The organism is Sinorhizobium psoraleae, assembly GCF_013283645.1.
Taxonomy (GTDB): domain Bacteria; phylum Pseudomonadota; class Alphaproteobacteria; order Rhizobiales; family Rhizobiaceae; genus Sinorhizobium; species Sinorhizobium psoraleae.
Genome location: NZ_JABEKV010000002.1, coordinates 910,934 through 928,899, shown reverse-complemented (window position 1 = coordinate 928,899; position 17,966 = coordinate 910,934). Strand labels below are relative to the sequence as shown.

The window sequence follows — 17,966 nt, the reverse complement described above, 5'->3', positions numbered from 1 at the left end:
GCTGCTCTCAGCTTCGCGCGAGATAAGCCTCTGCCAGTTCAGTCCAGAAGGCAGCGCCGATCGGCAGCAGATCGTCGTTGAAGTTATAGCCCGGATGGTGGAGCGGCTTTTCGTCGCCTGTCGCCCTCGATCCGAGGAAGAAATAGCTGCCCGGTCGCTCTTTCAGCATGTAGGCAAAATCTTCACTGCCCATGAACGGACGGGCAAGATCGACGACCTTGTCGGCACCGGCGAAGCGGATCGCAAGGTCGCGCACGAAATCGGTCTCGGCCTGGTGGTTGATCGTCGCGTCGTAGCTTCGCTCGTAGTCGACCGTGACACGCATGCCGAAGCTTGCTGCCTGCGCTTCCGCGATCATGCGGATGCGGCGCTCCAACGCGTCACGAACGGCGGAATCGAAGGAGCGGATGCCGACGACGATCTCGGCCCGCTCCGGGATGATGCTGCTCGCGGAGCCGGCGTGGAAGGCGCCGACCGTGACGACGGCCGGGTCCATGGGATGGATGTTGCGCGAGACGATCGTCTGCAGCGCCATGACGATGCTGGCGCCACAGACGATCGGGTCGGCGGTCTCCTGCGGTTCGGCGCCATGGCCGCCACGGCCGTGGACGGTGATCCGTGCTTCGTCGACGGCCGCCATGATCGGGCCTTCGCGCAAGGCGAACTGGCCGAAGGGGAGGTTCGGCTCATTGTGGAGTGCGAACACCGCGTCGCATGGAAATCTGTCGAACAGGCCCTCATCCACCATGATCTTCGCGCCGCCGAAATTCTCTTCCGCCGGCTGGAATATGAGGTGGATGGTACCGTCGAAGTTCCTCCGTTCGGCAAGTGCGCGGGCGGCACCAAGCAGCATCGCCGTGTGGCCGTCATGCCCGCAGGCATGCATCAGGCCGGGCGTCCTGCTGGCATAGTCGAGACCGGTCTCTTCGTGGATCGGCAAGGCATCGATGTCGGCGCGGATGCCGATCGAGCGCGAACCGGTGCCATTCCTCAGCGTGCCGACAACACCGGTCTTCGCAAGTCCGGTTGTCACCGCATAGCCAAGCGCCTCCAGATGGCGCGCGATGAAGGCGGACGTTCGCGTTTCCGCGAGACCGAGTTCCGGGTGTGCATGCAGGTCACGGCGGATAGCCACCAGTTCCGGCATGGCGTTGTCGATCGATGCGGGGAGCTTCATGTCAGGCACCACGTGTCGGTATGCGGTTTTCGAAATAGCGGAAAGCGACGACCAGTATGCCCGTGAGGCACAAGTAGATCAGCGCAAGCAGCAGGAGCGGTTCGTAGGTGAGAAAGGTTTCCTGCCGCACCTTCGAGATGACCGCATAGACGTCGACGACGGTGATCGTTGCGACCAGCGGCGTCGACTTGAGCTGCAATACGGTCTCGCCGTTGAGCGTCGGGAGCGCGCGGTGGATCGCGCGCGGCAGCCAGATGCGCCGGAACATCGTCCAGCGGCTCATGCCATAGGCTCGGGCGGCCTCCAACTCGCCGGCGGGAACACCCGCAAAGGCGCCGCGCATCACCTCGCCCTCGTAGGCCGCAAAGGAGATCGTGAGCGCCGCCACGCCATAGGGCCAGGCCTCGCGCAGATAGGGCCAGAGAAACGACTGGCGGATTGCCGGAAATTGCGGAAACAGCGAGCCGAGCCCGTAATATAGCAGCCAGAGCTGCAGGAGCAGCGGCGTCCCGCGAATGATCGTGCAGAAGATCCGGGCAAGACCCTTCAGGTACCACGGGCCGGTGACCTGGACGAGGCCCAGCGGCACGGCAAACAGGAATCCGAGGATCGAGGTGCTGAACAGCATCACCATGCTGACAAGAATGCCCCAGCCGAGCCTCGGCAGGTAGCGCGGCAGCCAGTCCCAACGCATCAGGACGGCGACGGCGACGATGACTGCGACGGCGATGAGGATGAGAGCGACGCGGTGAGGCTTGAGGAAACTCTTGCCATTCGGCAGGTCCTCGGGGGTGAACGCGAGAGCATGGGTCGTTTCGTCGGTCATCGCTGCTCCACGAAACCGCGTCTGGCATGCTTTTCCAAGGCACCGATGAAGATGTTGGAAACGAGCGTCAGCGCAAGGTAGAGCGCGCCGGCCGCACAGAAGAAAAGCAAATAGGCCTTGGTCGCGCCGGCCGCCTGGCGGGTCATCAGGGTCAGTTCGCTGAAGCCGACGACGGCGAGCAGGGCAGTATCCTTCGTTGCGATCAGCCAGAGATTGGCAAGACCCGGAATGGCATAGGGCAGCATCGCCGGGAGGGTGACACGTCGCAGCACTTTCCCCGGCGACATGCCATAGGCACGCGCCGCTTCGATCTGTCCGGCGGGTACCGCCTTGATCGCGCCGCGCAACACCTCCGTCGAATAGGCACCCTGGACCACTCCAATGACGAAGATGCCTGCTATCAGGCCGCTGATATCGACAGTGCCGAAGCCGACGGCGCCCAGAAGCTGGTTCAAGAGGTCGGTCCCGGCATAGTAGAGGAGAAGGATGAGGACGAGTTCGGGCACAGCCCGAACGATGGTGGTGTAGCATTCGAGAAGATCGCGCGTTACCGGCCCGCCATAGAGCTTGCCGAAGGCGCCGCCGACGCCGAGCAGCAGGCCAAGCGCGTACCCTCCGACCGCGATCTGGATCGAATTGAAAAAGCCTTGCAACAATACGCCGCCCCAGCCGGGCGCCGAGAGCGAGAGCAGGCTCCAGTTGATGATGGAATCCGCAGCCATGGCGACTTCATGCTCCTTCTGCATATTCCCCAGCTCGGAATCGAGCTGAGGAAATGCAGCAATTCAAAGTGCTACGGCGTCCTTTGCGCGTCTGGTAAGACGCGAGGCGCTGTAGGACTGCCGGCCGGAGGCGCTTCAGCCGCCGTAGATGTCGAAGTCGAAATACTTCTTCGAGAAGGCATCGTAAGTGCCGTTCTCGCGGATCGCCTTGATCGCCGCGTTGATCTTGTCCTTGAGCTCCGTTTCGCCCTTGCGCAGGCCGACACCGACGCCCGGGCCGAGGATGGCGAGGTCCTGGGCAACGTCGCCCTTGTAATCGCAGCACTCCTTGCCCTGGTCGCTCTTCAGGAAGGCATCGAGAGCGATCGCATCGGCCTGCACCGCGTCGACGCGGCCCGCGGCCAGATCCTGGTTCGCCTCGTCCTGCGTCTGATACTCCTTGACCTCCACGCCCGCCGGGGCGAAGTGCTTGGTTGCATAGGCCTGGTGCACGGTCGAGACCTGCACGCCAAGCGTCTTGCCGGAGAGGCCTTCCGGCGTCGGCTTCATGTCCACGCCCTTGGTGCCGATGATACCGGTCGGCGTGTTGTAGTATTTGTCCGAAAAATCGATCGTCTTCAGGCGCTCTTCCGTGATCGACATCGAGCCGATGATCATGTCGATCTTCTTGGAAGTCAGCGCCGGGATGATGCCGTCCCAGGCGACCGGGGTGATCACGCAGTCGAGTTTCGCCTCGGCGCAGATCGCCTTCATGAATTCCACTTCCCAGCCTTCCCAATTGCCGCTGGCGTCAGGCGAGGTGAAGGGCGGGTAAGGCTCGGCGGCAAAACCGACCTTGACCGTTTCCGCCTGTGCGGCGACGGCGCCGGTGATCGACAAAGCGGCCGCGACCGCCAGGAGTTTCAATGTCTTCTTCATGCTGTTCCCTTTTTTGGTTGTTGAGCATTGCGGAATTCAGTGAATGGAGCTGATGAACTTCTTGAGCCTCTCGGATCTCGGCGCGCCGAAGATCGCCGCAGGCGGCCCCTGTTCTTCGATGACGCCGTTGTGCAGGAAGACGATGTGGTTGGCGACGTCACGGGCGAATTTCATCTCGTGGGTGACGAGGATCATCGTGCGCTTCTCGCGCGCAAGATCGCCGATGACGGAGAGCACTTCGCCGACGAGCTCCGGATCAAGCGCCGAGGTCGGTTCGTCGAAGAGCATCACCAGCGGCTGGATCGCCAACGCCCGGGCGATCGCCGCCCGCTGCTGCTGGCCGCCGGAAAGGAAGGCCGGATAGGCGTCGCGTTTCTCGTAGAGGCCGACCCGGCGCAGCAGCGTCTCGGCCGTTTCGATCGCTTCGCCCTTGGATTTGCCGAGCACATGCACCGGCACTTCGATGACGTTTTGAAGAATGGTCATGTGCTGCCAGAGATTGAAACTCTGGAAGACCATGCCGAGCTGGGTGCGGATTCGTTGCACTTGCTTGCGGTCGGCGGGCATCAGCCCGCCATGCCCGTCGGACTTCATGCGGATCTCCTCGCCGTGAACGCTGACGCGTCCGGCCGACGGCAATTCCAGCATGTTGATGCAGCGAAGAAGGGTGGACTTGCCGGAGCCGCTGCCGCCGATGATCGCGATCACGTCGCCCTGTCGAGCCGTAAGCGACACACCTTTCAGCACTTCCAATGGCCCGAAACGCTTGTGCAGGTCAGTGACCGCGATTGCCTGGGCCGCATCCGTCATCGACGCGCCGCTCCGATGGCTCGACGAGCTTTCTTTGAAGCCATGAAAACAGTTCCCCTGTTTGTTCTCTCGTGCAGCATCTTCGGCTTGTCACGCTGTTTCATGAGGGGGAATGTTGCACTTGTGTCGCTATTATTCAAGCGTATAATAGCTCCATCTCGGTTTTTTGGCCGCGTGGCATCACCGAAAATCCCTGCAGGAGTAGCGCATGAGCCCATCCGGTTCGCTGGCACTGACGATCTGGTCCCGCCGCCCTGCATGCCGGAGGCTGCCGTGAACCGTCGCACGTTTCACCGCGCTCCCGAGGGGGAGCGCCGCCAGGAGTTGATCGAGGCCACGCTCGATTGCATCTCGGAATTCGGTCTGAAGGGCGCGACGGTCCGGCAGATAGCTATCCGGGCTGGCGTCACGGCGGGGCTCGTCCGCCACTATTTCGACTCGAAGGACCAGATGGTCGCCGAAGCCTACCGCGCCGTCATCGCGTCGCTTACGGAGAAGGCGAAGAATGTCGAAGGCGATCCTGCGACACGGCTCAAGGAATTCATCGCCGTCAACTTCACCGAACCTGTTGCCGATAGCCGCAGCGTCTCGCTCTGGGCGGCCTTCATCAGCCAGGTGCGGGTCGATCCGGTGCTCGCCGAGATTCACCGCGAAGGCTATCTCGCCTTCCGCAACACGTTGCAGGAATTGCTGAGCGAATTTCTCGCCGCGAAGGGCAGAACCGCAAGCGCCGACGAATGTCGCCGGCATGCGATTGCGATCAACGGTTTGGTGGACGGGCTTTGGGTCGAAGGCTGCCTTGCCGGCGACCTCTTTCGCGACGGCGAGTTGGTCAGCATCGCCATGGCCTCTGTCGAGGCGCTGATCGGCCTGCCGATAGAAAACTAAATATGTCGCCCAAAAGTGTGCAGCGGTTTTGGGATAACGACATGCATAAAACAAAGAACCAAAAGGGAGCAAACATTTGCGCTACGCGTCGATCACCTCACGCCTCGCCGATCTCGGTTCCGGGAAATGGACACTGCACATCCGCGCGCGCCAATTGAAGGCAAGCGGAGCCGATATCATCGAGCTGACGATCGGGGAGCCGGACCTGCCGCCGGACCGCTCGCTGCTGGACGAATGCCAGCGTGCCCTGAATGCGGGGCGGTACCGCTACTCGAATGGTCGCGGTGAACCGGCCGTCGTTGCTGCTCTTGCGGAAAAATACCGGCGTCGCCGGGCCGATGTGACTGCGGAAAACGTCCTGTGTTTTCCGGGCACTCAGACGGCACTCTTTGCCGCCATGCTGGGCCTTGTAGAGGCCGGCGATGCAGTGCTCGTCGGGGACCCGCTCTATGCCACCTACGAAGGCGTCATTCGTTCCACCGGCGCCCACCAAGTCCTCGTTCCGCTGAAACCCGAATTCGGCTTTCACATGCGGGCGGAGGACTTGGAAAAGGCAATCACGCCGGAATGCCGCGTGCTGCTTTTGAACACACCGCACAATCCGACGGGCGCCGTGCTGACCGCCGCGGAGATTGCCGCCATCGGCGAAGTTGCCCGTCGTCACGACCTCTGGATCGTCTGCGACGAAGTCTATGAAGAACTCGTCTTCGATGCCGAATTCGCGTCGCCCTTCGATAATCCCGATCTCGCAGAGCGCACGGTCGTCGTCTCGTCCATTTCCAAGTCGCATGCGGCCCCCGGTTTTCGCAGCGGCTGGGCGGTCGGTCCTGTCGAATTCACGAATCGTCTGCTGCCGATCTCGGAAACCATGCTCTTCGGCGTGCAGCCCTTCATCGCCGACATGACGGCCTATGCGCTGACGCACGAAATCGAGACGGCGAAGCGGATGCGCGAAACCTACAAGCGGCGCGCTGGTCGGATCGCCGACCGCCTTGCCTATGCACCGGGTGTTCTTGTTCTGCCGCCGGAAGCGGGGATGTTCACGCTGATCGACGTCTTCGGTACCGGCCTTTCCGGCGAGGCCTTCGCCTGGGCTCTTCTCGAAGAGGAGGGCGTGGCAGTGATGCCGGGTTCTTCCTTCGGCCAGCAAGCGCAGAATTTCCTGCGCGTGAGCCTCACGGTCCCAGATGCAGATATCGATGAAGCATGCCGCCGCATCAGTTCTCTTGCCGAACGCCTGATCGCCCGTAAGGAGCGCCGCGCATGACCGAAATGAAAACCGTGGGCGAGGTCCTCGTCGATCTCCTTGAGGCAAACGGTGTCGAAGTCGTGTTCGGCATTCCCGGCGTGCATACGGTCGAGCTCTATCGCGGGCTGGCGACATCGAAGATTCGCCATGTCACGCCACGGCACGAGCAAGGCGCCGGGTTCATGGCCGACGGGTACGCCCGCGTCAGCGGCAAGCCTGGCGTTGCGCTCGTCATCACCGGCCCGGGCCTGACAAATACGATCACGGCGATGGCGCAGGCTCGCCAGGATTCGATCCCTATGCTGGTCATTTCCGGTGTCAACCGCCGCGATTCGCTCGGCCATGGCCGCGGTCTGCTGCATGAACTGCCGGATCAGCACGGCATGATGAAGACATTGGCGCTCTATTCCCACACGCTGCTCAACCCCATCGATTTGCCGCTTGTGGTAGATCGCGCTTTCGCAGTCCTGCTTTCCGGCCGACCCGGACCGGTTCACATCGAGATTCCAACCGATGTCATGGCTTTGCCGATAGAGAGCCGCCCCGGCAGGCCCGCTGCGGCGACCCGCCCGCGCTCCGACAGCGAAACCTTGCAGAAGGCGGCGATCCTGTGCGCCGATGCCGCCCGGCCGGTGATCATATGCGGGGGCGGCGCATTGACGGCGGAGGTGGAAATATGGCAGCTCGCCGAACAGATCGGCGCACCGGTCGTCACGACCGTCAACGCCCGGGGCATGCTCGCGGGCCACCCTCTCAGAGTGCCGGCAAGCCCGAGTCTCAAGGCAGTGCGCGCCTTGCTGCGCGACGCGGATCTCGTGCTGGCGCTTGGCACCGAAATGGGTCAGACGGACTACGACCTCTATGCCGACGGTGGTTTTCCGGCGCTCTGCAATCTCATCCGCACCGACATCGATGCGGCGCAGCTCGCCCGCGGACCGCAGGCGGCACTGTCTATCCTGTCCAGCGCGAAGACGGCGACGGCGGGCATGCTGGCTTTCCTGCCCGGCCATGCGGCTGCAAAGGGCGGAGCAGAGCGCGCGGAAGCAGCCCGCAAAGCGGCGCTGAAGGGACTGTCGGCGAAGATGCAGGCCGAAATCGCCGTGATCGACATGATCTACAAGGCGCTGCCGAATTGTACCATCGTCGGAGACTCTACGCAGGCCGTCTATGCCGGCAATCTCTATTGCGACGCGCCTCGGCAACGGAGCTGGTTCAATTCCGCGACCGGTTACGGTGCGCTGGGCTACGCGCCGCCGGCGGCGGTTGGCGCCGCCGTGGCTGATGGCGGCAAGCCCGTCGTCTGCGTCGTCGGTGATGGCGGTTTCCAGTTTTCGTTGGCCGAGATCGGCTCGGCGGCCGATGCCGGGGCCCAGGTGATCTTCCTCGTCTGGAACAACGACGGTTACCAGGAAATCGAAACCTACATGGTCGATTCCGGCATCACACCCGAAGGCGTGAAGCCCTCGGCGCCGGACTTCCCGATGACCGCCAGAGCCTATGGCGTGCCGGCGGAGCGGCTGGCGGACGTGCGGGAGCTGCCGGGCGCGTTGGCGCAAGCCGCTGGGCGATCGGGGCCTTCGCTGATTGAAATCCATCAGGCAAAAACCGCCGGCGTCTCCGCCTGACAAAGCGGGCCGGATTTGACTTTTCCGGCTCGGAATGGTGTTAAGAGCGCCGCAAGCTCGAATCCGGCCATGTTCTTTCGCTAGGCTCAGGCAATCGGGCTGAATTTCGTCTCGCCGGCGCGTCCCGCGTCGAGAGAAAGGGATAGTGTCCTCAATGGACCTGTTGGGTGGTGGCAGCAAGAGCATGCAGGCCGGTCGGCTCTTGGCCGCGGTATGGCTGCTCTGTGCGTCCTTTGCCATGCAGATCGTCGCGGTCGGGCAAGGTGTCTCGGCGCGTGCGTCGGCGGGAACGCAGGCTGGCGATGCGTCGACGCGCGACAACGGCTCTGCCGATCATTCGATCGCCCGTCAGATCTCCAGGGCCGTTCCACACCCCGACCTCCGCTTTACCGGCGAGCGCAAGGATGCGAAGTCGACGAGTGGGCAAGACCTTTCACCGGCTCTTCTCGTTGCGGAGGTCCGCTTTTTCGACCTGGGAAGCCATAAACGGGGCGCGATTTCGCGGCTCGCTCATGTGCATGGCCCGATAGCACAAGGGCAACGAATCCGCGCGCCTCCCACGGCGTGATCGGCTTTGAGAATACGAGTGGTCGGCGCTCTACGTTCCGCCGTTCCCATTGATGAAACCTAGCCCGGATGATGCCAGACAGGCGTGTTCAGGCGTTCATGGAATTTCCACATGCGTACATCCAAATGGGCGGTTCTCGCCTATGTCGCGATCATTATCTTCGGATGCCTCGCGGCGCTTCCCAGCGTTCTGACGCCGGCCATGCGCGAACAGTTTGCGGCTGTTCTGCCGTTCAAGCCCGTCACGCTCGGCCTCGACCTCAAGGGCGGCTCGCATCTCGTGCTCGAGGTCGACGGTGCCGGCCTTCAGAAGGCGCGGCTCAACACGCTGCTCGACGATACCCGCCGCGTTCTGCGCGGCGAACGCGTTTCGGCTTCTTCGGCGCGCATCAGCGGCAACGCCGTGATGGTGGACATCGAGGATGCTGCCGACCGGGAGAAGGTCCTGCCGAAGCTTCAGGAGCTGGCGGCACCCGTCAGCACGATCGGCTTTGGCGGTGCCGCTCCGGAAGTCGATGTCACGAGCGATGGCAATGTCGTCACGCTCGCGATGACCGAGGCGGGTCTTGCCGATCGCATGACAAAGGCGGTCGAGCAGAGCCTGGAGATCATCCGCAACCGCGTCGATCAGGTCGGCGTCGCGGAGCCTCTCATCCAGCGCATCGGCTCGAACCGCATCCTCGTCCAGCTCCCAGGTCTCCAGGACCCGACGCGTCTTCGCGAACTTCTCGGCTCGACCGCGCAGATGAGCTTCCATATGCTCGACCAGACCGCGGATGTGACTCAGCCACCGCCGCGCGGCGTGGATATTCTTCCGGGCGCCAATGATGGCAACCGGTATCCCGTCGAAAGTCGTGTCGCAATTTCAGGCGAGCGGCTCGACGATGCGAAGGTTGGCTTCGATCAGCGGACCAACCAGCCGGTCGTCGACTTCACCTTCGATTCGCTCGGTGCCCGCCAGTTTGCGGAAATCACCCGCGAAAACGTCGGCCGTCCGTTTGCGATCGTTCTCGACGGCAAGGTGCTGACGGCACCGGTGATCAACGAACCGATCCTGGGTGGTCGCGGTCAGATCAGCGGCAATTTCACCGCTCAGGAGGCGACGGTCCTCTCGGCGCTCTTGCGCTCCGGCGCCTTGCCGGCACCGCTGACGATCATCGAAGAGCGCTCGGTTGGCCCCAACCTCGGCAGCGACTCGATCCGCATCGGTCTCTACACCGGCCTTGCCGGCTTCGGCCTCGTCGTGGCCCTCATGATCGTCCTTTACGGCGCCTGGGGCATCATCGCCAACGTCGGACTGCTGTTGCACACCATCATGACGATCGGTGTGCTCGGCATGATCGGCTCGACGCTGACGCTACCTGGTATTGCCGGTATCATTCTCGGCATCGGTATGGCCGTTGACGCCAACATCCTCATCAATGCGCGTATCCGCGAAGAAACGGAGGCGGGCGCCGGCGCGATGAAGGCGCTGGATGTCGGCTTCAACAAGGCCTACGCGACTATCATCGACTCCAACGTCACGACGCTCGCCGGGACGATTCTCCTGTTCTGGTTCGGCAGCGGCCCGGTCAAGGGTTTCGCCGTCACGATGATGCTCGGCATTATCATCTCGATGTTCACCTCGGTGACGGTCGTGCGTCTGCTGATGCGCGAAGTCGTCGTTCGCCGCAAGATGAAGAAGCTCGAGATCCCGTCGCTCTTCGGCCGCGTGCCTCATCTGCCGACCTTCTCCTTCATGAAGCGTCGCTTCCAGGCGATCGGCATGTCCGCCTTCCTGTCGATAAGCTCGGTCATCCTGTTCTTCACGCCGGGCCTGAACTACGGCATCGATTTCGTCGGCGGCATCCAGGTCGAAGCGGCGTCCAAGGAAAGGATAGACCTGCCGACGCTGCGCCATGGGCTCGAATCGCTTAATCTCGGTGAGGTGGCAATCCAGGATTTCGGTGGCGGGCAATCGGTCTTGATCCGCGTCCAGCGCCAGCCGGGTGGCGAGCAGGAGCAGACGGCGGCGCTGAACCGCATCAAGGATGCGGTGACGACTTCTGTTCCGGGGGCGAGCCTGGAGCGCACCGAGGTCGTCGGGCCGACCATCAGTAGCGAACTGGCACGGTCGGGCTTCCTGGCCGTAGGCCTCGCGATGATGGCGATCCTGCTTTACATCTGGTTCCGCTTCGAATGGCATTTCGCCGTCGGCGCGATCGCGGTGCTCCTGCTCGACATCACCAAGACGATCGGCTTCTTTGCCTTGACCGGGATCGATTTCAACCTGACGGCGATCGCCGCGTTGCTGACGATGATCGGCTACTCGGTGAACGACAAGGTGGTGGTCTACGACCGCATGCGCGAAAACCTGCGCAAGTACAAGTCGATGCCCTTCTCGGATCTGATCGACATGAGCATCAACCAGGTGATCGCACGATGCATCTTCACCTCGATGGCAACGGCTCTCTCGCTGGTGCCGATGGCGATCTGGGGTGGTGACGCGGTACGCAGCTTCGCCTGGCCGATGATCTTCGGCGTCATCGTCGCGACAACCTCGTCGATCTATATCGGCGGCCCGATCCTTCTGTTCCTGAGCCGCTGGTGGAAGGACCGCGAAGCCAGCCGTTCCGGCGCAACGCAGGCAGGCACCCCGACGGCCTGATCGGGGCCACCAGTGAGGAAACCAAAAGGGGCAGTCCGGCGGGCTGCCCCTTTTTCGTCTGAAAGTGCCGTCTTTTATGTGAACTGTCCCTTGCAGGTTGATTCGCCGCTACCTAGATGGGTGGGGGAGTCCTCACCGGGACGACCAAACAGAATTGTCGCCATGGGCGGTTCAAGACGGAAATATGGAGAATTATTTTTCTCCTGATCGCTTTTGGAATTGACTAATTTGGTAGATTATTCTAGTTTGCAACTCGCGAGGCGGAGGGAATCCGTCTCGTATTGTTCATGACCGCCGCGGCGCGCGATGCGCCGGGCCAGCCAAAGGAGAGTGACATGTCCGGAATCGTCTCGACCGCCGCTTTCTGCGGCTCGCGTTCCTATTGTCGTGCAACTGTGAAACGTCACCTTCGCGCGCTTCGCCGAATGTGACCGTCCAAACTTACCGAATTCACCTTTTGCCGAGAATCGAATGATCCGCGCCGCGAGGCGTGGAGGAGCGTTATTACATGAGCAAGCAAGTTATCGAATATGACGGCGAAGCCGTCGGCGTCGTTGTCCCTGACGAAGACCGGTTGAAGTTTTTGGCCGTGAAGTATCATGTCTGGGATCTGGACGCTCAGCGTTTCCGCTCGGCCGATGAGGCGCGTGCAGCCATCCGCAACCTGCTCGCCGGCCAAGGCGCCCGAAACCATCAGATTGGCATTGCGGCGGCGTGACCTCGCGTCCGCCGCAACGTCAGCAATAGATCGATCAAATCCGAAGTTCGTCCTCCCCGATTGTCGACCATAATTGTGTATTGGCGACACGTTTCTTGTGCTATGCCAAGACAGGTTGTGTCGTTGCGAACGGTCCCCAGCATCCGGGGACCGGGAGGAGAATTTCTCGGAATGCTGACGAAGAAGGGAAAATACGGCCTCAAGGCCCTCGTCGATCTGGCGCGCCTCGAACCCGGCGAAACCGCCTTCATCAATGAAATCGCTCTGCGCAACAACATCCCCAAAAAATTTCTCGACACGATTCTGCTCGAATTGCGCAACGCGGGAATGCTCCGTTCCAAGAAGGGGCCTGGTGGCGGCTATTCGCTTTCCCGCCCCGCGTCGGAGATTCGCATCGGCCATGTCATTCGCACGCTTGACGGCCCCCTTGCGCCGATCCGTTGCGCCAGTCGCACCGCCTATGAGGTCTGCGAGGATTGCAGCGACCCCGAGACCTGTCGTGTGCGCATATCGATGACGACGGTTCGCGATGCGATGGCATCGATTCTCGATTCGATGACGCTTGCAGAGTTTGCCGGCGATGGTGTTCTGCCGCAGGAAGCTCTTGAGGAAAAACGCGCCGGCTGACGGATCGAACAAGTCTGTTTTGGTGCAAACAGGCGCAAATAGACTTGGTTTGCCAAGAAAAAGCGCTTATCTGGCTTCTACGTGCTTCGTTTACCGCTGAAACGGCGGGGTGTCGGGCAATTTCGTCGCGGGAACTAGGATCGACAATGGGCTTGAGACAGGTAAAAGCGGATGGGCAGTCCCGTTCCGCCATGCTGGATTCGATCGGCAGAACGCTGACGAAGGCAACCAATGGGATCAAGGCTCTTGCCGATCACCTGACGACGGATGAAGCCTTTGCGCGCAGCCTTGTCGATGCGGTCGAATTGATCGGCGACAGCGAGGGCCGGGTCGTCGTTTCCGGGGTCGGCAAGAGCGGCCATATCGGCCGCAAGATCGCGGCGACCATGGCGTCCACCGGCACCTCCGCCTATTTCGTTCATCCGACGGAGGCGAGCCACGGCGATCTCGGCATGGTTACCTCGCAGGATGTCCTGATTCTGCTGTCCTGGTCGGGAGAGACGGCCGAACTTGGCAACATGCTCACCTACGCCAAGCGCTTCAAGGTGCCGATCATCTCGATCTGCGCCAACCGCGACAGCATTCTTGCCCGCAACTCCGAGGTTGCCCTGGTGCTGCCGAAGGTGCAGGAAGCCTGCCCGCATGGACTCGCCCCCACGACGTCGGCCATGCTGCAGCTCGCTATCGGAGACGCCTTAGCGATTGCGCTCCTGGAGCGGCGCGGCTTCTCGGCTGAAGATTTCAAGACATTCCATCCCGGCGGCAAGCTCGGCGCGCAGCTGCGCCTGGTGCATGAGCTGGCGCATGTGGCGGAGCAAGTGCCGCTGCTCGCCGTCGGTCGGCCGATGAGCGAAGCGGTTATCGAGATGTCGTCGAAGGGATTTGGCGTCGTCGGTATCGTCGACGACGGCGGCACGCTGGTCGGCGTGATTACCGACGGCGACCTGCGCCGCCACATGACGGGCGACCTGCTCCTTCAGCCGGTCGAGGCGGTGATGTCGCACAATCCGAGGGTCATCAAAGGCGATGTGCTTGCCAGTGCCGCCATGGAGTTCATGCAGGAACACAAGGTTACGGTCCTGTTCCTCATAGACGACGCCGGACTTCCGGCCGGCATCCTGCACATCCACGACCTTTTGCGCGCCGGCGTGGCGTGATCGATCGCAGCAATTCAAAGTGCCATGGCGTCCTTTGTGCGTCTGAAAAGACGCACGGCGCTGTAGGACTTCAGGGATTGCTACGGCGCGCGTGTCTATAAGACGCGCAAAGGAAGCGTCGCCCAGGAAACGTGTGTTTCCGCCGGATCCGCGCAGTTACGCAAGGTCAGCGCCAGCCGGTGTGATCTTCGCCGGCTTTCGACGAGGCGGAGGGTTTACGAAAGCCCCGGGTTCATTGACGACGCGCCGATGCAAACGCTCCGCGATCGCCTTCGCGCCGGCGCTCGTGCCTGCGCTTGAATAGAAATTTCCACGAACCTGGATGGCGGCAGCCATCAACCTGAACAAGGCCGCGCTTAAGGCCGGATCCGGCGCTTGCGGCCCTTGCCAGAACAAGTCCAACGGCTGCTGGTCGGTGAGGCCCGCAACGTCGAATACGGCACTGCCGAGTACTTTTACCGGCTTGCCCTGTCTCAAGGCATGCAGCCCGGCGGTCGAGTTGACCGTAACCACACCGGCACTTCCCTGTACCAGGACATCCAGATTGCCGCCGTCGAGATAGGCGACGCGGTCTGCAACTCCAGCCTTGGCTGCTTCTTCGAAGATGATCTTGCGCCAGCGGATGAGGCCGTTGTCGAGGGGGTGGGTCTTGATCGCCAGTGTGCTGTCCGCGGGGGCGTGGCGCGCGAAGGAGGCAAGGATCGCGCGGATCGCTTCCTTCTGGCTGTTGAACGGCGAGTGCGCACGCAGTTGATAGTCGGTCTCCAACTGCAGCGGATAGACGAAGTAGCCGGTCCCTTCCGAGGTCAGCGAGCGGATAAGGGCGTCGGCCGCGCGTTGCCGCCGCCCTTGCGTGGTCAAGCGCAACAGCCACCCCGCATATTCCGCTAGCGGATGAAAGATCCCGTGCCGGCGGTAACCGGGGAAAAGAATCCAGAGGAAGACGTTCGGAAGATTGTACAGCAGGTCGTAGACCGCTTCGGCGAGGAAAGACTGTTCGTAAAGCCGCCGCCAGTCCGGTTCCGGCAGGTCGGCCGCCGCCCGCAGGATCTGGTCTGCTTCAGCCGGAAAGTGCGAGTTGGACGACATGCCGCCACGTTCCAGCGTCAGCCAGTCGGGCCTGAGATAGCCCATCTCGACGATGAAGACGGCAACGCCTCTCTCGCGGGCAGCCGCGATCGCGGCTTTGTGATAGGGGCGCTCTTCGCCAAGCAGCACCAGGTCGCTGACGGCGTGGCGACGGATAAAGGCCTCGACATAGGCCGGCCATGCGGACATGGAGCCGCGATAATTATCGGCGCCGCGACGTCGCCAGAAGATCTGGTCGCCGACGTTGAGATTGATGCGAAGGCAGGTATGGCCCAATTCCTCGAGCCCGGCTGCGATCTTGGCGAAGATCGGCGACGAGGGGCCCTGCAGAAACAGGAACGTCCGTGGTGCCAAGCGATTGATTGTCGTGCCCGCTGTCATTGTCAGTCGCCGCCGCTATTGCAGCGCATCCTTTTGCAGGTTTGCATATCGGAGCAGGGACCGTATCAGGTTCCACGGGTCCTCGTCCTGAGGACCTTTTGCACCGGGCTGAGCCGGGCGCGCCTTGGCGAGCGGCACGATGAAGTAGTCCGTGCGGGGGTCCGGGAACGGGTCTGCGAAGGACTTCAGAAGAGGCGCATGGTCGCCGTAGAAGACCAGCCAGACAGGACGCTCGAGCTTGTTGAGCTTGTCGATCAGTTCTTTGAGCGCGGCATCCGATTGCTGCAGAATTGCCATGTAGATGTCGACCGGGTTCGTGAGCGTGCCCACGCGGCCGGGCTCCCACGGGCCATGATTGGCCATGGAGGCGACGAAGAAGAAGCCGCTTTCGTCTTCCGGCAGCTTCTCCACTTCGGCAATTACCCGCGACGTCAGCGCCGCGTCGGAGACATAGAGCCCGTCGCGCTCGGGTTTGTGATCGAAGGCGTCCAGCATGGTGAGCTTGTCGAAGCCGAGCTGCGGCATCGCCTTGTGCCGGAGGAAGAACGTCCGGTCATAGGGATGAATGAAGTGCGTATGCCAGCCAGCGCGTTTCAATTTCCCCGGCCACACGACGTCGGCGTAATGCGAGGCGCGAAGATAGGGGTAGCTGGCATCGACATGGATATCATCAGGCAAGAGGCCGCTCAGCACGGCGAACTCGGTACGCAGCGTATAACCGCCCTCGAACACGTTGCTGAGGCGGCCCCACTGCACCGCCTGTTTGCGCAGCCGGTCGATCGTCGGCAGCTTGATCGTGTCGACGCCGAAGTGGCGCATGTCGATAAAGGACTCTGATTGCCAGACGACGATCAGCGGGGCTTCCTCGTGGCCGATAAGGTCCTGCACGGCGGCGCGAAGCCGCTCCGAGAGTTCGGCGACGATTTTTTCACGCTTCACGCCCAGCCATATGATGAAGTGGAAGACGACGGAGGCGAAGGTCCCGAAGCGCACCGTATTCATCTTGACGTTGATGGCCCTGACGAGCTTCTGGACGAGGGCTGCAGTCGGCCGGTTCACCGGACCGTAGAAAAGCAAGCCCCAGGGCGCGGCGGCAACGAGGATCATCAGCAGAACCCAGAACAACTTGCCTTGCTCCGGCAAGATGGTCGGCTCGAAATACATGTAGAGCGCGGAAACGCCGAATACGTAGAGGAAAGCGACGATCCAGAACAGGATATTCAGCGAGGTCGCGTAGAAGATCGTCTTGTATTTGAAGACGTCGGCAATGAGGGCGATGTCCGAGAACACCAAGGGTTCACGGATGAACTTGAACTTGGCGCGGGAAATGCCGGTGAAAATGATGAAGAAGCTCATGACCCCGGCAGCCGCATAGAGGGGGCGCCAGGAGATCGCGAAGAAGCCGGCAAAGACGAGCGCTATGACCGGCAGCCGCGCGAAGACGTCGATAATATCCTGATTACGCCCATAGCGAGGCCTGTTCCTCCTGCGCTCGCGCGCCGGCAGGGCGAAGCGATCCGTGAAGAAGATTACGCCGCAGGACAGGACGTAGCAAAAGAGGGTCAGCGCTGCCGGATAATCATGGAGATGAAAGGAAAGTTGCGGCAAACGGTTACCTTCAGGCCATTCGGTCGCGCCTCGGCAGCACGGCGATCGCCTGACACTTAAATCCTATCTCGGGCCGGCACAAGCGCGGTCCGGCATATGGGGCGTCACCGTCCACTACCGCGTGCGATCGCCCGATCGAGCCACCAGTTGATAAGCGGCCTTACGGCAGGGGCGAACCGGCCGAGCAGAAACAGGGTTGTGCCGAAGTAAACCTCGAAGCGCTGCTGGTCGATGCTTGCGGCGATCCTGCGGGCGACGGCATCGGCCGCCCATGGCCGGACGGTCCCCATTATGACATTCGCCTCGCGCGGACGCAGGGAGAGCTCGCGCTCGAACTGCGGCGTTTCCGTATCCGGCGGGAAGCTTACCGATATCTGCACATCGTGTCTTCGCGCCTCGCTGCGCAGCGCCTGGGCAAAACCGTGGAGCGCGAATTTCGACGCGCAATAGGCGGAATAGCCATAAATGCCGATGAGGCCGGCGCCCGATGAGATCATCATGATCTTTCCCCTGCGCCGTCGCTTCATGTCCGCATAGACGGCGCGCACCGTGTGGACCGTGCCCGAAAAATTCGTTTCCATCTGGCGGCGAAAGGCCGCGCTTTGCTGTTCCTCGAAAGGAGCCGGTTCGACGATGCCGGCCGAGGTCACGAGAATATCGCACGGGCCGAAGGCTTCGACGCAACGCCGAACGGCAGCCTCGATCTCTTCCTCCTGGGCAACATCGGCCGCCTCGACGCGGATCTCTCCGGCCTCTGCGCCGTGCTCCGAGATGAGCTTTCGCCTGGCCTGTTCCAGAAGATCGCGGGAGCGCGCAATGAGTGAAAGTCGCGCGCCGCGGCTTGCGTAGATCAATGCAAGTTCCAGGCCTATGCCGCTGGAGCCACCGGTGATGATCACATGGGTCATTCTCAGTTTCCGCCTGCGGCTTGGGGGCAGAGGTTTCCAGGGCGCTTCC

At 62.0% G+C, this 17,966-nt stretch carries 16 protein-coding genes; 8 read left to right on the top strand and 8 right to left on the bottom strand.

Annotated elements, in window-relative coordinates:
• Positions 1-7: 7 nt before the first annotated feature.
• From ILFOPFJJ_RS13115 to ILFOPFJJ_RS13095, 5 genes are all read right to left on the bottom strand, one after another.
• Positions 8-1,177, bottom strand: a complete 1,170-nt coding sequence (locus ILFOPFJJ_RS13115) for a M20 aminoacylase family protein (protein ID WP_173510968.1) — start codon at positions 1,175-1,177, stop codon at positions 8-10.
• Position 1,178: 1 nt separating this feature from the next.
• The gene (locus ILFOPFJJ_RS13110) at positions 1,179-2,003 is read right to left on the bottom strand and encodes an ABC transporter permease (protein ID WP_173510967.1); all 825 of its coding nucleotides are present in this window, start codon (positions 2,001-2,003) and stop codon (positions 1,179-1,181) included.
• Positions 2,000-2,725, bottom strand: a complete 726-nt coding sequence (locus ILFOPFJJ_RS13105) for an ABC transporter permease (protein WP_173510966.1) — start codon at positions 2,723-2,725, stop codon at positions 2,000-2,002. The genes ILFOPFJJ_RS13110 and ILFOPFJJ_RS13105 overlap by 4 nt, the downstream gene beginning before the upstream one ends.
• A gap of 135 nt (positions 2,726-2,860) precedes the next feature.
• Positions 2,861-3,643 carry a transporter substrate-binding domain-containing protein gene (locus ILFOPFJJ_RS13100; RefSeq protein WP_173510965.1) on the bottom strand — a complete coding sequence of 261 codons (783 nt, stop codon included), beginning with the start codon at positions 3,641-3,643 and terminating at the stop codon, positions 2,861-2,863.
• A 36-nt stretch (positions 3,644-3,679) separates the two neighbouring features.
• Entirely contained in the window at positions 3,680-4,453 is a 774-nt protein-coding gene (locus ILFOPFJJ_RS13095) for an ABC transporter ATP-binding protein (protein ID WP_173510964.1), read from the bottom strand.
• A gap of 273 nt (positions 4,454-4,726) precedes the next feature.
• Between ILFOPFJJ_RS13095 and ILFOPFJJ_RS13090 the strand changes: the two genes are divergently transcribed.
• The 8 genes from ILFOPFJJ_RS13090 (at position 4,727) to ILFOPFJJ_RS13055 (ending at position 13,931) form a co-directional block, all read left to right on the top strand.
• A complete protein-coding gene (locus tag ILFOPFJJ_RS13090; protein WP_173510963.1) occupies positions 4,727-5,341 on the top strand; it encodes a TetR family transcriptional regulator C-terminal domain-containing protein in 615 nt (204 codons plus the stop codon).
• A 76-nt stretch (positions 5,342-5,417) separates the two neighbouring features.
• Complete coding sequence (locus ILFOPFJJ_RS13085) at positions 5,418-6,608, top strand: pyridoxal phosphate-dependent aminotransferase (protein WP_173510962.1); 1,191 nt, start codon at positions 5,418-5,420, stop codon at positions 6,606-6,608.
• Positions 6,605-8,215, top strand: coding sequence for a 5-guanidino-2-oxopentanoate decarboxylase (locus ILFOPFJJ_RS13080; RefSeq protein ID WP_173510961.1), 1,611 nt, complete (start codon positions 6,605-6,607; stop codon positions 8,213-8,215). The genes ILFOPFJJ_RS13085 and ILFOPFJJ_RS13080 overlap by 4 nt, the downstream gene beginning before the upstream one ends.
• 154 nt (positions 8,216-8,369) lie before the next feature.
• Positions 8,370-8,783: a hypothetical protein gene (locus tag ILFOPFJJ_RS13075; protein ID WP_173510960.1), complete on the top strand. Its 414-nt coding sequence runs from the start codon at positions 8,370-8,372 to the stop codon at positions 8,781-8,783.
• A gap of 111 nt (positions 8,784-8,894) precedes the next feature.
• The gene (secD, locus tag ILFOPFJJ_RS13070) at positions 8,895-11,429 is read left to right on the top strand and encodes a protein translocase subunit SecD (RefSeq protein WP_173510959.1); all 2,535 of its coding nucleotides are present in this window, start codon (positions 8,895-8,897) and stop codon (positions 11,427-11,429) included.
• A gap of 508 nt (positions 11,430-11,937) precedes the next feature.
• On the top strand, positions 11,938-12,147 hold the full coding sequence (locus ILFOPFJJ_RS13065) for a hypothetical protein (protein ID WP_173510958.1): 210 nt from the start codon (positions 11,938-11,940) through the stop codon (positions 12,145-12,147).
• 171 nt (positions 12,148-12,318) lie between these two features.
• Positions 12,319-12,774, top strand: a complete 456-nt coding sequence (locus tag ILFOPFJJ_RS13060; RefSeq protein WP_173510957.1) for an RrF2 family transcriptional regulator — start codon at positions 12,319-12,321, stop codon at positions 12,772-12,774.
• Between the two features lie 146 nt (positions 12,775-12,920).
• Positions 12,921-13,931: a KpsF/GutQ family sugar-phosphate isomerase gene (locus tag ILFOPFJJ_RS13055; protein ID WP_173510956.1), complete on the top strand. Its 1,011-nt coding sequence runs from the start codon at positions 12,921-12,923 to the stop codon at positions 13,929-13,931.
• A gap of 156 nt (positions 13,932-14,087) precedes the next feature.
• Here the strand turns inward: ILFOPFJJ_RS13055 and ILFOPFJJ_RS13050 are convergent, their stop codons facing one another.
• From ILFOPFJJ_RS13050 to ILFOPFJJ_RS13040, 3 genes are all read right to left on the bottom strand, one after another.
• Positions 14,088-15,401: a capsule polysaccharide biogenesis protein gene (locus ILFOPFJJ_RS13050; RefSeq protein ID WP_173510955.1), complete on the bottom strand. Its 1,314-nt coding sequence runs from the start codon at positions 15,399-15,401 to the stop codon at positions 14,088-14,090.
• Between the two features lie 15 nt (positions 15,402-15,416).
• The gene (locus ILFOPFJJ_RS13045) at positions 15,417-17,009 is read right to left on the bottom strand and encodes an LTA synthase family protein (protein WP_173510954.1); all 1,593 of its coding nucleotides are present in this window, start codon (positions 17,007-17,009) and stop codon (positions 15,417-15,419) included.
• Positions 17,010-17,113: 104 nt separating this feature from the next.
• Positions 17,114-17,917 (bottom strand): SDR family oxidoreductase, encoded by an 804-nt coding sequence (locus tag ILFOPFJJ_RS13040; protein WP_173510953.1) that lies wholly within the window; start codon positions 17,915-17,917, stop codon positions 17,114-17,116.
• Positions 17,918-17,966 lie beyond the last annotated feature (49 nt).